General features: G+C 44.2%; 15 protein-coding genes. 11 read left to right on the top strand and 4 right to left on the bottom strand.

The annotated features are described in order from the left end of the window. The first annotated feature begins 36 nt into the window (after window positions 1-36). The 7 genes from csm3 (at window position 37) to QUB08_RS20205 (ending at window position 7,888) form a co-directional block, all read left to right on the top strand. Window positions 37-1,026 (top strand): type III-A CRISPR-associated RAMP protein Csm3, encoded by a 990-nt coding sequence (csm3, locus tag QUB08_RS20235; protein ID WP_445300939.1) that lies wholly within the window; start codon window positions 37-39, stop codon window positions 1,024-1,026. After that, the gene (gene csm4, locus QUB08_RS20230; protein WP_333226495.1) at window positions 1,023-2,123 is read left to right on the top strand and encodes a type III-A CRISPR-associated RAMP protein Csm4; all 1,101 of its coding nucleotides are present in this window, start codon (window positions 1,023-1,025) and stop codon (window positions 2,121-2,123) included. Before csm3 ends, csm4 begins: the two co-directional genes overlap by 4 nt. Window positions 2,124-2,128: 5 nt before the next feature. Beyond that, on the top strand, window positions 2,129-3,415 hold the full coding sequence (gene csm5, locus QUB08_RS20225) for a type III-A CRISPR-associated RAMP protein Csm5 (protein ID WP_333226493.1): 1,287 nt from the start codon (window positions 2,129-2,131) through the stop codon (window positions 3,413-3,415). Continuing rightward, a complete protein-coding gene (gene cas6 / locus QUB08_RS20220) occupies window positions 3,409-4,173 on the top strand; it encodes a CRISPR system precrRNA processing endoribonuclease RAMP protein Cas6 (RefSeq protein WP_333226491.1) in 765 nt (254 codons plus the stop codon). Before csm5 ends, cas6 begins: the two co-directional genes overlap by 7 nt. An 11-nt stretch (window positions 4,174-4,184) precedes the next feature. Continuing rightward, entirely contained in the window at window positions 4,185-5,438 is a 1,254-nt protein-coding gene (gene csx2 / locus QUB08_RS20215; protein WP_333226489.1) for a TIGR02221 family CRISPR-associated protein, read from the top strand. 271 nt (window positions 5,439-5,709) lie between these two features. Continuing rightward, complete coding sequence (locus tag QUB08_RS20210; RefSeq protein ID WP_333226487.1) at window positions 5,710-7,173, top strand: ABC transporter substrate-binding protein/permease; 1,464 nt, start codon at window positions 5,710-5,712, stop codon at window positions 7,171-7,173. Then, window positions 7,139-7,888 carry an amino acid ABC transporter ATP-binding protein gene (locus QUB08_RS20205; RefSeq protein ID WP_333226485.1) on the top strand — a complete coding sequence of 250 codons (750 nt, stop codon included), beginning with the start codon at window positions 7,139-7,141 and terminating at the stop codon, window positions 7,886-7,888. Before QUB08_RS20210 ends, QUB08_RS20205 begins: the two co-directional genes overlap by 35 nt. Window positions 7,889-8,048: 160 nt before the next feature. Here QUB08_RS20205 and QUB08_RS20200 read toward each other — a convergent pair whose 3' ends face one another. The 4 genes from QUB08_RS20200 to QUB08_RS20185 form a co-directional block, all read right to left on the bottom strand. Then, on the bottom strand, window positions 8,049-8,774 hold the full coding sequence (locus tag QUB08_RS20200; protein ID WP_333226484.1) for a hypothetical protein: 726 nt from the start codon (window positions 8,772-8,774) through the stop codon (window positions 8,049-8,051). A gap of 18 nt (window positions 8,775-8,792) precedes the next feature. Then, window positions 8,793-10,100 (bottom strand): glutathionylspermidine synthase family protein, encoded by a 1,308-nt coding sequence (locus tag QUB08_RS20195; RefSeq protein ID WP_333226482.1) that lies wholly within the window; start codon window positions 10,098-10,100, stop codon window positions 8,793-8,795. A gap of 295 nt (window positions 10,101-10,395) precedes the next feature. After that, complete coding sequence (locus QUB08_RS20190) at window positions 10,396-11,049, bottom strand: DUF1190 domain-containing protein (RefSeq protein ID WP_333226480.1); 654 nt, start codon at window positions 11,047-11,049, stop codon at window positions 10,396-10,398. A gap of 108 nt (window positions 11,050-11,157) precedes the next feature. After that, a complete protein-coding gene (locus QUB08_RS20185; RefSeq protein ID WP_333226478.1) occupies window positions 11,158-11,325 on the bottom strand; it encodes a hypothetical protein in 168 nt (55 codons plus the stop codon). 17 nt (window positions 11,326-11,342) lie between these two features. On the opposite strand from QUB08_RS20185, the gene QUB08_RS20180 reads away from it, so the two are divergent. From QUB08_RS20180 to QUB08_RS20165, 4 genes are all read left to right on the top strand, one after another. Beyond that, window positions 11,343-11,645, top strand: coding sequence for a hypothetical protein (locus QUB08_RS20180; protein ID WP_333226476.1), 303 nt, complete (start codon window positions 11,343-11,345; stop codon window positions 11,643-11,645). Next, window positions 11,646-12,011, top strand: coding sequence for an ATP-binding cassette domain-containing protein (locus QUB08_RS20175; protein ID WP_333226474.1), 366 nt, complete (start codon window positions 11,646-11,648; stop codon window positions 12,009-12,011). It abuts the gene before it with no gap. 350 nt (window positions 12,012-12,361) lie between these two features. After that, window positions 12,362-12,754, top strand: coding sequence for a DUF4347 domain-containing protein (locus tag QUB08_RS20170; RefSeq protein ID WP_333226471.1), 393 nt, complete (start codon window positions 12,362-12,364; stop codon window positions 12,752-12,754). Further along, window positions 12,714-14,252 (top strand): DUF4347 domain-containing protein (locus QUB08_RS20165; protein ID WP_333226469.1); only part of this gene is annotated, 1,539 nt, incomplete at its 3' end. The genes QUB08_RS20170 and QUB08_RS20165, both read left to right, overlap by 41 nt.

Here is a 14,252-nt window from a genome sequence, read left to right as displayed (position 1 = left end):
AAACCTTTACTCGGTAAAGTTCGCATTACCAGTACGCTGAATGTAGAAACCGGATTGCACATTGGTGGAGGGGGAGAAAGTCTCGATATCGGAGGACTTGATAAACCTGTCATTCGCGACCCTTTAACTCAACACCCTTACTTACCTGGCTCATCAATTAAAGGCAAACTGCGTTCAATTTTAGAAAGATTGGAAAACAAGCCAGTTAACAGACCAGGAGGAAGCGGTACTTATCGGTACGAAAGCGATGATTTAGTCGATGGATTTTCAGAAGTTAAACAGGGAAGGGAAAAACCACCTCTGCTAATTTTTTACGATGGCGCTCAAACTTGCAAAGTTTGTCGCGTCTTTGGATCTACGGGGGTAGATTGTTGGGTGAAAACTGATGCCGTAGAGGCAGAGCAATTAGAAGCAGTGAAAGACAGTCCCAAGCGAAGAATTGCTAAAGCTAATAATGGCAGTAGAGTGGGGAGTTTTGTAGAAGAAAGGGAAGGAAAAATTGGAGAATCATACACTAAAGTTAAAGGACGGAACGCGACAGCACGTTTGATTGTTCGGGACTGTCATTTACAGAGGGAATCTGCGGAAAAACTTGAGAGGGTAAATACCGGACTCTACATGACAGAGTGGAAGTTTGAAAACGGTATCGATCGCATTACAGCAGCAGCCAATCCCAGACAAGTAGAAAGGGTTCCTGCTGGGTCAAAATTTCAGTTTGAACTGATATACACGGTTGAAGATGCTTCTCAAGCTATTGAGGATTTGCAGAATCTGGCGATCGCACTTGCATTATTAGAAGATGATGCTCTCGGCGGACACGGTTCTCGCGGCTATGGCAAAGTCAAATTCGCCGATTTTAAGTTTTCTTTTCGCAGTTTAAATCAATACCGTCAGATAGCCAGCGGAGAATCAGGTTTGCCCCCAATTCAACCCGTGGCTAATACAGAAGCACTTCTCGAAAACTTCGGCCGCTTCCGCGATGAAATTCAGCAGCGATTGCTACCAGGAAATGGGGGCGAAGCATGAATAACTGGAGATTAGTTAAACTCAATTTTGGCAACTCTCCCGCTCATTTTGGGGAATTGGGAATTGGGATGGAGGAGACGAGCGATCGCGTGCGTTCTGACACTCTATTTAGTGCTTGGATTAGTGCTTGCGCTCGATTATTTAAGAAGGATGACTTTGAGAAAGTATTGCAGCGGTTTCTCAACCCGCAGCCATCCGTAACGATGAGTTCGACGTTTGTCTATCGCCATCACGACGATCGCGATATTTACTATTTGCCGCGTCCTTTAAAGTTTCCCGCTAACTACCCTGCTGGTGACGGAGACTTAGAATTTTTCAAGGCTTACAAAAAGATTAATTATCTGCCTTTAGAAGTGTGGCATAAATGGTATCAAGGAGAAGGATTTACCAGTGAGGACAGACAAGAACTAATTAAGGAGACTAACAAGAAAAAATCTGATGGCTTTTTGCACGAACAGGGAACTTTTAGCTATAAAGAAGCCTTTAAAATCGGTCAAGAACCCAAAATAGCAGTAGACCGCGTTACTAGAGCAACCAACTTTTATCATACAGGTTTTGTGCAATTCCAATGGGAGCAAAATGGTAACGATATCAAAAGTCTATCGGGTTTGTACTTCCTGCTCAACTTTTATCAGAAGGACGAAACCTTAGAAAATCAACTCTATGCTGCTTTACAACTGCTTGGTGAAGAAGGAATAGGAGGCGAACGCAGCAGCGGTGCAGGACACTTTGAGGTTGAATGGTTGTCGTTACCTGAATTTTGGCAAAAAGTAGTGGATTTCAAGGCAAGTCATTACAGTCTAATAAGTTTATTCTGGGATGATGATTTGTCAGCGCTAAAGCATTTGATAACCGAAGATAAAGATGCTTGCTATGAAACTATAGAGCGAGGAGGTTGGATTTCAGGGCAACAGCTACGGCGCAAAATGCTGCGAATGTTTGTGGAAGGTTCGGTTTTTTCGTCGCCGCCGTTAGGAAAAATTGCTGACGTTACGCCTCATCAATTAATAGATAAACAAACTAAGAAACCTAAAAATCATCCGATCTACCGCAGCGGCATTAGTTTAAGTCTCCCTATCAAAGTCAAGAGTGAATAAATATCATGACTGCTACTTCTCACCTTGCCATCAAAAAACCTGAAGCTTCGGAATCAAAGCGGATTCAGCTAACAAGTCCTATTTTACATATCGGCTCAGAAGTCTCGCGCTTGAATCCTTTTGAATATGTCCAGACATCTAAAAGGGTATATCTCCCAGATCGGGAAGCTTTAGCAAAAGTGCTGTATCAAGGGGGTCGATTGGACGATTATATTCGTACTATTGAAGAGTCCAAAAATATTACTAAATTGCTTGAAGATGTTTTGGGCGATCAATGGTGGAATGCTACAGGTGAAGATGGCGATAGCATTTTTCCTGAAATTGCCGTCAGTCATAAATGGACTGAAAATTCGGTGACAGATTTGCGTCCGATGATTCGCAATGGCATGGGACAATTGTATATTCCCGGTTCGTCGATTAAGGGGGCAATTAGAACTGCGATCGCCTACCACCTTCTGAAACATGAAAACAAATATCAACTCCCAGAATCTGCCAGACTGAGTGTAATAGAACTCCAATTACGAGAAAAACTTGGTAGAGGGGAAGTCGCAAATAAACACAAACAAAAAATTTTAGATGATGAACTATTCATGGATAGTTTATTCACTGATTTTGAGCTATCCTATCAAGGGCGATCGGTTAATAGCAAAATCGGGCCGAACACCGACTTCATGCGAGCCATTAAAGTCACCGATTCTCAGCCTTTGCTAGAATTCAAAAAAGTCACTAAGCAAGGAAAAAATGTATTTTTTAACTTACCTATAGTTGCTGAAGTCATTGTCTCCAGCCGCTTCCCAGATTATAAAGCCAAATATCGCGCTTCCATTTATGCCGAAATGGTTCGCAACGTGCAAACTGAATTCACCCTGAGTCTGGATACGGAAATGCTGCAATGGTTCACTCATAGCGAAGGGATGAAAATACCGTTTAAAAATCTGGATGAATTGCTGAAAATTTGTCGAGATTTCGCTCAAGAGCAATGGGATGCTGAGCATGATTATTGGGAGGATATCAAAAATAATCTCTCTCAAGGTAAAGACTTAAATTTCAGCTATATTCAGGAACTATACGAACCGACTGAGTGCCCTTATAGCTTAAGGGTTGGTTGGGCAAGCGGAATGTTGGGAACTACGGTTAGTTTATGTCTTGATGAGAAATTGGTAGCAGAAATCCGTGATACTTGCGGAATCAAAGCACCGGGTTTTGAAGCACCAAAATCGCGGCGGACTGTTGTAGATCATAAGGGCGATATCAAATATGTACCTGGATGGGTAAAGTTTAAGCCATGCTAATTCGTTCTACCTGGACATTAACTGTATCCGAACCCGCTCTTTTGCCGCGCGCTTACCATTTAGAATTGGTGAAGGAGTTGCATCGCCGATTAAACTTAGAAATCGGGAGTGAGGTTGTACCTTCTGTAAGTTTTTCAGGAATTCAGGGTTTCTACCAAGTTTCAAAAGATTTTCAGACGTTTACACCTGATGAGTTTTATACCTTGTCTTTATCTGGCTTGCAGGAAAATGCTGCAAAAGCGATCGCCTCCCTGAATCTCTCACCATCTCTCGAATTTCTAGGTGCTAAATTTGATATAATTAATCGAGAAGATGAAATCACCAGCTACGAACAACTTTACACAGAACTTGTAGCCAATGAACCAGAACCCGTCCGCCGCTTCTACATTAAATTTACAACTCCGACTGCTTTCGCACAAGGTTCGGCGCACTTAGCTTTACCCGTTCCCCATCAGATGTTTCGCAGTTGGTTAGAAAGATGGAATCACTTTGCTCCTGTTTATTTGGGGAGTGATGAATTAATCGCTTATTTGAGTCAGGCTGTTTTATTAAAACACCACAAGATTCAAACGCGATCGCACCAGTTGCCGAGAGCCTATGTAAACGGGTTTGTTGGCCAAGTAACACTGCAAATTCCTTACCGCACTGATGCTTTGCTGGCTAATGTTGCTAATTTGCTGGTTCAATACAGCCATTATGCAGGTACGGGAATTAAAACCCGTTTAGGAATGGGTCAAACAATTGTAAAACTAGATTAAGGAGATTACCCATGATTCAAACAAAGATTATTACATTTTTAGGTAAATCTCCACGAGAAACTATTTACAGCCATAGCGATCACACCTATAAGGGTCAAGTATTTGCTGAAGCACTGCACCAGTTTTGTGAATATGACACTATGTTAGTGTGCGTCACAGAAGAAGCAAAAGCAACTACTTGGCCTCTATTAGAAGCACTAGGAGATGCGCGTATCAAGCCGATTGATATCCCAACTTGTAGAACTACGGAGGAAATGTGGGAAACTTTTAAAATCATCACTCAATATGTTGATGAAGATGATCGCGTAATTTTTGATATTACTCACGGACTCCGATCGCTCCCTTTTCTCGTCTTTTTATTCGCTGCTTACCTCAAAGCGGCTAAAAACGTAACAATTGCAGCTATTTACTATGGTGCTCCTGAGTTAAGCGACAGCAAAAATAACGTGCCAGCGCCTGTCATTGACCTATCTGAATTTGTGTCAATGATTGATTGGATTACAGCCACTAATCAATTTGTCAAAATAGGAGACGGACGAGAACTAGCTAAGTTACTTAAAAGTGCTATACCATCTAATTCTGAACAAAGCGAAATTCCATCTAGCAGACAAATTAGAAACAATCTTAAAAAGTCGGTTGAAGCAATTGAGAATATCTCTCTAGCTTTAAGTGTAACTAGACCTATTGAGACGATGCAATCGGCTACTAAGTTAGAACAAATTCTCAAGGAAGCTGCACCAAGTTTTGCCGATAGAGCTAAACCATTTTCACTTTTATCAGACAAGGTAGTTCAACAGTACGGACAATTTGCTCTCGAAAATCCTAAAGATGAAGCAGCATTAAGCGAGAATCTGCGACTACAATTGCAGATGATTCAATGGTACATTGACCGAGATCAATTAGTACAAGCAGTCACTTTAGCACGTGAGTGGTTGGTTTCTATCTTAGCGCTGCGATTTGGTGAACCCATGTTCGATTATTCAAGAGGTCGCAAGTATGTAGAAGCTGCTCTAAATAATGCAGTTGAACAGAATAGACCTCATCCTCGCCCTCCTCTTGATAGCCGTTGCAATGAAAAGTTTGCAGCTTTGCCACAAGCAGATGAACTTGCGAGTGTCTGGAGTCAAATGGCAGAGTTGCGTAATGATATTGCTCATTGTGGAATGAATAATCAACCTCAAACTGCTGGTAGTATTAAGAAAAAAGTTCTATCACTATCCCCTAAATTTAAGAAAATTAGTGAGGAACTATTGCCAGATAAATAGACTGGAGAAGAAATTTTTGTCAAAGCTATCGCTCTTTTTACTAAAACCTATCGCCCTTTCCCATACTAAAATCAGCTCCATAAAATACGCAACCTAAATCTGGTAAGCGCTCATGCCTTTGGGCGCTTACCAAACCATCTGTTCAGTTCTCAAAGAATTTCAAATTACCTACATGGAATCTCATTTTATAGTACAAACTTTACAATGGTGACTTAATTCCGATTTGTGGTATATTTTCTGGGCGAGGGGATTTTTTAGGACAATGTTCGATATGAAACGTTTAAAATTAAAATCAATGCTGGTGGCGGCGATCGCGATCGCCTTTTGCTTAATTGCGATCGCCAGCTACGCCCAAGCCAACAAGACTTTAACACTGGCGACTTCCCCAGACTACCCGCCCTATGAATTTAAAGATACGGCTGTTAGCGGCAACGAAATTATCGGTTTTGACATCGATATTGCCAAATATATTACTAAAAAATTGGGCTACGAACTGAAAGTAATTGGCATGGATTTTAACGGCTTAATTCCCGCTTTGCAGGCGGGAAGAGCCAATTTTGTGATGGCTGGAATGACTCCCACAGCAGAAAGGAAAAAAAATGTTGATTTTTCTGACCTTTACTACGAAGCTCAAAATACAATAGTCGCCAATAAAGGCAGCAATTTGACCAAAGCTGAAGATTTAGCAGGGAAAAAAGTAGGCGTTCAACTCGGAAGCATTCAGCAGGAAGCTGTGAAAACAATGCCCGGTGTGCAACTGGCTGCTCTCAATAGGATTCCTGATATCATTCAAGAAATTAAATCGAACCGCATCGCGGCTGGAGTGATCGAGGATACTGTCGCTAAAGGTTATGCAGCAGCGAACCCGGACTTGGAATTTAACACAATTCCGAATACTGAAGAAAGCGGTTCGGCGATCGCCTTTCCCAAAGGTTCGAGATTAGTTCCAGAATTCAACCGCGTCCTCCAGCAAATGAAAGCCAGCGGTCAAATTAAGGAATTAGCTACTAAGTGGTTTTCTCGACCGATTCCGCAAGAACAGGCACAAGCAAATCAGCCTGCGGTAGCCTCCAAGTTCGGGTTAGATTTTGGCAAAATATGGCCGAGTTTGCCTTATATTTTGTCGGGGATTTGGGTAACGCTAACTTTTACCTTGCTGTCGGCATTTCTCGGATTTATCTGGGGAATCGTGCTGTCTCTGTTTAAGATTTCTAGCATTAAACCGCTGTTCTGGTTTGCCACTGCTTACACCTCAATTTTTCGCGGAACACCACTAATTTTGCAGTTGACTTTAGTTTATTTTGCAACGCCGCAGCTTACGGGCTATAATATATCAGCCCTGCAAGCTGGCGTGATTACTTTTTTCCTGAATTCTGGGGCTTATATTTCCGAAACAATTCGCGCCGGAATTCAAGCCGTAGATAAAGGTCAAAAAGAAGCCGCAGAATCTCTTGGCGTTCCCTACAAACTGATGATGGGCGATATTATCTTGCCGCAAGCGTTGAAAAACATCTTGCCTGCATTGGTGAATGAAAGTATTGCTTTGCTGAAGGATTCAGCTTTAGTTTCAGTAATTGGTGTAGAAGACTTGCTGCGCCGCGCTACAATTGTGGGAGCAGAAAAGTATATTTACTTTGAACCTTTGATATTTGTCGGCGCAATTTATTATTTGATGGTGCTTAGTTTAACTTGGGGGGCCAATGTACTCGAACGCAGACTCCAAAGTAGCAGTTAAGGTCGATCGCCTGTATAAATCTTTTGGCAATCTTAAGGTTTTGCGGGAGATAACTACTGAGATTCATCAAGGAGAAGTGATTGCCATTATCGGCCCTTCGGGGTGCGGCAAGTCTACTTTTTTGCGGTGTTTGAATTTACTGGAAATTCCGACTTCGGGACACATCTACATTGACGGAGTGGATATTACTCTGCCGAAGGCAGATATTATGAAAATCCGCCAGAAAGTGGGGATGGTTTTTCAGCATTTCCACTTGTTCCCGCACATGACTGTGCTGCAAAATGTAACCTATGCGCCTGTAAAGGTGAAGCAGGTTGGTAAGGATGAGGCGCGTGTGAAGGGGTTAGAATTGCTGGAAAAAGTGGGTTTGTCAGATAAGGCGGATGTTTATCCTTCTAAGCTTTCGGGGGGACAAAAACAGCGAGTGGCGATCGCCCGCTGCTTGGCTATGGAACCGGAAATTTTGTTGATGGACGAACCAACTTCTGCACTCGATCCAGAAATGGTTAAAGAAGTTTTAGATGTGATGAAAGCTTTGACGAAAACGGGAATTACAATGGCAATTGTAACTCACGAGATGGGTTTTGCGCGGGAAGTCGCCCACCGGATTTTGTTTCTGGATGGCGGAAAGGTGGCGGAAGATGTGCCGCCGCAGGAGTTTTTTAGTAACCCGAAGTGCGATCGAGCCAAGCAATTTCTGGAAAAAATGCTTTAATTCATATAAGAATTAGAGTTTTTAACCGCAGAGGACACAGAGGACACAGAGAGAGTTAGAGGAGAAAGAGAAAGTTGCGGTAGGGTGCGATCGGTTGCAGATGCTCGATCGCCACGGAAAGTATAATAATGTTGATCCGATGATTAACTTGATAATTCTGTTAGAAAAACGAGAGAATTCTTTGAATCACCTGGGTATTAAAATCTTTCGGGAAGCGGTCTCTTTCCTGAGCGTGATCGAGAAAGAAAGTCTTGGGATAATAAGCAAGACTGGCTTCGATCTCGCTAATCTTTTCTAATAAGGGTTCGATCAGATCGATTTTGTCGGGATGGCGATGTTGGATGAGAGTCGCAGCATTCCTAAAATGCCGCCCCTCATCCTGCGTGACCAAATGTCCTACGCGAGCAAAGCCGTTCCCATAGTGTTGGTAGAATTCCTTAATATCCCGGTGATAAGACCACACGGAACCCATTTCGTCAAACATTAAACCAACTAGAATGGTGAATTCGTTCTCAATCAGAAACGAGATCGGTTCGAGTTCATGCACCCGACTCTGGTTTTTTTGGTCGATCGCCTCTGGGGACAAACCTGATACCATGTGATAGACCTTACGTAGAGCAACGTAGTGCCGTAATTCGTCTTGCAGCCAAAGTTCGATCGCACTCATGAATTCTAACGAGAACTCCGAACTGCGAGAAAGCAGATGCTCGTAGAGTGGCTGACTGTCTCCCTCAGAGAACACATCTCGGCTCAGGAGATCCATAAATCCAGCCTGAATTGTAGGCGCGACTTCGGGAATTTTCAACTCATCGGCAATAAATTCATCTACACTCCACTCACTGCTAAGAATCGGAATTCCCCGGACATCATGAGTTTGTAATTTCATAGTTTTTCTGATTATAAGTTAAGTATTCACCAGACGATCGCTCACGATATGCGGAACGATTAAGCAATGTCGTCCGGTAATCGGATTGGTATCTCCGCGCAATACGATGCCAGACGGAGTATCGCCAACAATCCAGGAACCTACGACGAAGTGGTAGCCAAAATATTCGGGCAAGGGTTGATAGGACTGAATAATGAATCCTTCACGATCGTAGCCCATCGCCTCGCGGGCGTGAACGGCTCCGGCAACAAAATCGCCTGTTTCAATAGAAACCCCAACACCTTCTAGACCGACGAGGGGCTTTTTGACGTGCATTTGGGTCAGTAATGCTGTGGATTCGATCGAGATAGTATCCGTGAAGAAAGTGGGTAGCAAGAATTGAGCGTACACTGGGTGGTTGCCAAATAATTCCCACATCCACACCATCGATCCTTTATTGCTTAAAATCTGTTTCCACAGCGGTTCAATAATTTTCACGTCCCCTGCTATCAGGCGCGATGCTAGGGCTTCATCTGCGTTAAAAGATTCGCTTGCGAGTTGCAAATCCAGCCAATCGACGATTTTCCACAGCCGCAAGATCCGATTATTGAATTGATCGACAAAAAATCCTTCTTCATCCACGCCCAGATGGTTACGCAATCCTACAAGTTGGGTGAAAAAGCGATCGTTTCCCAATTCTTGATTAATAATTTCGACCAGTTGTCCTGCCATCTCGGTATCTTCTGACAGATGCTCGTCAATTAACAAGCTCAGGCCGAACTGCTTTAAATCATAATGACGACTTAGAGTGCGGAATCGACCCGCAACTTCGTCCCAAAAGTTGTTGAACTGATTGGCATCGTTGGGAAGCGATCGCAAATCTCGGCTTGATTTTTTCATGTCATCTAACCACAGCCATTGATAGACTGTTTCTGCACCCAAGAGAGGAGTTTCGCCATTGATTTCTAGAAGGCTAATTTTTCCATCTTCAGTGACGGCAAGATCGAAACGGGTATAAAGAGACATATCTTCTGCTTCGTCAACCCGATCCCACGAAACCTGAATTGCTTCCCAGAAAGCAGGGGGAATAGCGAGTTTTTTCATCCGATTTTCTAGGCCATCAGCGGTGAAAAACCAGTCCAAAAACTCCCGACACATATCCCAAAGAGCCTCAGTAGCATCCCAGAGCCTCGCCTCTTCCTGGCGCGAAAACATCACCCCAAAGGGACGGTCTAAGGCTTCTGCCCAGTAGCGTTGGTTGATGTCTGCAAGAGGCTGACATTGGTAGGCGTTATCTAATATGTGCTGCTGCCAGTTGCGTCGTCGCTGAAACAAAAAGGGATACATGGTTGAAGCGCCTTGCTAGTGGTGTGGAACTCAAGGATCTACAAAAACAGAGAAAAGAACTAGAGAAAAAATAGTTTTGGGATGAATCGTCGCTCAAAAATGCTTGCATCATATCAATTCCGGCTGCGCCGAAATGATATCAAATCCGTGCTTCATCGTCGGGCGTAAAGCCGAATCAAGCTGCCAACAAATAATTCGCGCAATTTTCATTTTTTTGACCCCTCCTTCTACAGTCAACAGTCAACACTCAACAGTCAACACTCAACAATGATAAGGAGTGCAACCGGAATCGATGTCATTTGCCTCCGCTTCCCAAAGGAGACGTGGAGCGGACAGAAGTACCAAAGCTCCCTCGTCCCTTGATGGTTCCCCGAGCTGCGTGGCCTGGGGGGCGATTTGGGGTATCGCGACTGGAGGAAAAGTAGGGAGAATCTAGCGGTATGCCCTGTAGGGGACGAGTAATCTGGGTTCTATCTGGAGTTACAATTCCGATGTGGGATCGGTAAACGGGTTGCACTGGATAAACCGTGTAGGAGCCGCCCTTGACGCCGTTGACAACTGTTGGAGGGGCATCATCATCGACATCATCGGTGAAATAGAAGCCCCCGAACTCTGGTCGCCATCCGGGGGTAGCAACGCTGGAATTCGATACCTGCGAGCAAATGCTTGCTGTGTCTTCTTGGCATTCTGGCTGCGTGCGATACACGGGCGTAATGCGTTCGTATTCCTGCATTGCGTACCGGAACTGGGCCTGACACTGCTCTTTGGTAAACCCGTTGCTTTGGTTCGTCGCATCTACAATACATTGCTGTTCGGATTCGTAGTAGCGTACTTCGTTGGGTTGGTGCAACATGGTATAAGCAAGATAGCCTAATCCACCGATCGCCAGTACACCTGATGTAATTAGAAGGTAACGAATTGTTGTCGTTCGATTGTTGTTATGAGTCATGGCTAACCGGAGGTTAGAGTCATTATTTCAAAGAACCTGTAATGTGATGAATTTGCTGCCACTGAGATGATTGGATTTACACAGTCAGCCAAAGTTCAAGTAATTTACCTAAGTCTGTGAGTTGGCACTCACGACTTTGATTATAGCTTTTACTACATTGCCCGATTCAGGGATTCCTCGATCGCAGCAAATTATATTCCTCAAATATTTTATTTCAAATTCACCTTTTTTTACTGTGCCGATCGCGCTGGCGATCGAGCTTTGCCAAAGCAGCACCCGAAACATCCGCCAGAATGCTAATTATCCGATACAAAGCCACGGCACTCAAAATTATACCCGTAGAAAAGCTATCGGACAGCAGGGCGATCGCCGTTGCTTCAAATACTCCCATTCCGCCCGGTGCACCCGCTACGACTAAAGCGACAACAGGTAGATATTACTTTGCCGAAGGCAGATATTATGAAAATCCGCCAGAAAGTGGGGATGGTTTTTCAGCATTTCCACTTCCGCACATGACTGTGCTGGAAAACGTGATGTATGCCCCTGTAAAGGTGAAGCAAATTGAATCGGATGAGGCGCGTCTGAAGGGGTTATAATTGCTGGAAAAAGTCGGTTTGTCAGATAAGGCAGAGGTTTATCCTTCTAAGCTTTCGGGGGGACAAAAACAGCGGGTGGCGATCGCCCGCTGCTTGGCTATGGAACCGGAAATTTTGTTGATGGACGAACCGACTTCTGCACTCGATCCAGAAATGGTTAAAGAAGTGTTAGATGTGATGAAAGCTTTGACGAAAACGGGAATTACAATGGCAATTGTCACTCACGAAATGGGTTTTGCGCGGGAAGTCGCCCACCGGATTTTGTTTCTGGATGGGGGAAAGGTGGCGGAAGATGTGCCGCCGCAGGAGTTTTTTAGTAACCCGAAGTGCGATCGAGCCAAGCAATTTCTGGAAAAAATGCTTTAACCCAAATTAACCTGTTTTTGGCACGGAAAGTCGAATTTCGGGACACCGTTTGTTGCGTGGTGCGTCAGCTTTGAGATAGTTAGTTTGTGACGCAAATAATGCGAGCTGACGCACCCTACTTCATTGTTACTTTATTTTCCATTTAAGTATATTCATTTAAGTAATACTTAGATTTAACAACGAAGTCTCTTCCAACAAGGTTTTTCTCCGCAAATTTACTGAGTTTATTCCCCAAAATATTAAGTTTAATTCAAGCAAATGAAAAAGGAGTAAGCACTGCTATAGAATATTTAAATTGCGATCGTCCTAAGCGCATAATTTCCCAGTTTCCATCTAGCTAAAGGTAGATCATGCCACACAAAATTTCCCAAACTCTTAAAGCGATCGCTGAAACTCCGAAAGCGATCGCATTTATTGATACTGCTGTGCCTGACTGGAAGACTCTAGTTGACGGCGTTACCCTTGGAACAGAAGTAATCCTGCTGGATTCTAATCACAACGGGGTAGAACAAATTGCTCAAAAACTGCGGGGCGGTCACTTCTCAGCAGTTCACATTGTATCCCACGGCGCTGTCGGTTCTCTGCAACTGGGCAATACGATGTTGACTTTGGATACATTGAGCGCTCTCACCCCAACCAATATCATAAATGAAGAAAACCGGGGTGTAGTGTCTCTTCCCCCCCCCCCGAAATTGCGACTTTGTGCTGTGGGTAAAGGAATGGGCAAAGGGGCTGGTAGGTAATGCTGAGATTCTTCTGTATGGCTGCAACGTAGCAAAGGGAGATTTGGGTGCTGCTTTCGCACAGCGGTTGAGTCAGCTAACTGGGGCTAATGTGGCAGCTTCTACAAGTCTGACTGGTAGTGCTAAGAAAGGCGGCGACTGGGAATTGGGGTATGCCACTGGAAAGATGGAGGCATCTTTGGCGTTTGGGCCACAGGTGCAAGAGGCTTACCAAGGAATTTTGGCGATTAAAGTCACTTACGATACAGTATTTCCTCCTGAAGCGAAAAATGCGTTTGATTACGCAGTTAATATCTGGAATCGACTACTTGACACATCAAAAGCAGACGTAGAAGTTAAGGCTACTTGGTCATCATCCTTGGGTTCAGGTTCAGGAATTCTTGGTAACACCCGTTCGACGGATGATCAAAACTTTACTGGGGCCCCGTTACCAAATATCAGATATCCGTTCCCGCTGGCAAATCAGTTAGCTAGCACGGACGTTAATGGTGCGGCAAATCCAGACGTTGAAGTGCAGATGAATAGCTTAACCGACTGGTATTTTGGTACTGATGCTAAACCAGTATCTACACAGTTCGACTTTTCTTCAGTTGCCTTGCACGAACTCGGTCACGCACTGGGGTTTAATGCAAGTTCTTTTTTGGATACTTCCAACCAAGGAAGGTACCTAAACGGTACTCCCAGGATCATCGATACTTTCCGGGAGAATATTGCTGGCGAGCGCCTTTACCCTACTTATCCATCCCCTTCTATTGCGTTGGGCGCTCAATTAACTAGCGGCAATGGTTTCTTTGGGGGTGCAAATGCGATCGCAGCCAATGGTGGCAACCGCCCCCGACTTACCGGATCTCCTACCAATTTTGATTTTGGTCATTTAGAAGATTCTATTTATCCATTCGGGAACCCCAATAACTTGATGGTAGCTGGAAGAGGTCCAGGAGAAGCCGTCCATACTCCCGGTCCAATTATCCTTGGGGTATTTCAAGATTTGGGTTGGAAATTGAATGCTGAGTTAGGGGTGAATGTGACTGTAGACAATGCCACACCGAAAGAAGGAGATACCGTCACCTATACCGTCACCGCTAAAAACTCTCCCCTTCACACTTTCAATAGTATTTCTTTGGGTGGCAATGCTAGTAACGTCAAGCTAACGAGTTTGTTGCCAACAGACCTCACCCTCACAGGAAATACCCCCAGCCAAGGCACTTACGACTCTACTACTGGTATCTGGAACTTAACCAACTTACCTGTTAATGCCACTGCGACCCTTAGCCTCAAAGCCACAGTAAATTCTGGTAGTACCGGAAAAACTATCTCTAACAACGTCGCGGTTACTTCGGACAACAATGACCCTGATGCCACCAACAATAGCAGCAAGGTTGACATCAGTGTAGGATCACCAACTCCAACTCCGACACCAACACCAACTCCAACTCCGACACCAACACCAACTCCAACTCCGACACCAACACCAACTCCAACTCCGACACCAACACCA

It is taken from the genome of Microcoleus sp. BR0-C5, assembly GCF_036705045.1.
In the GTDB taxonomy this organism is placed as follows: domain Bacteria; phylum Cyanobacteriota; class Cyanobacteriia; order Cyanobacteriales; family Microcoleaceae; genus Microcoleus.
Note: the sequence above shows the minus strand (reverse complement) of the source record. Positions and strands in the feature narration are given on the sequence as shown.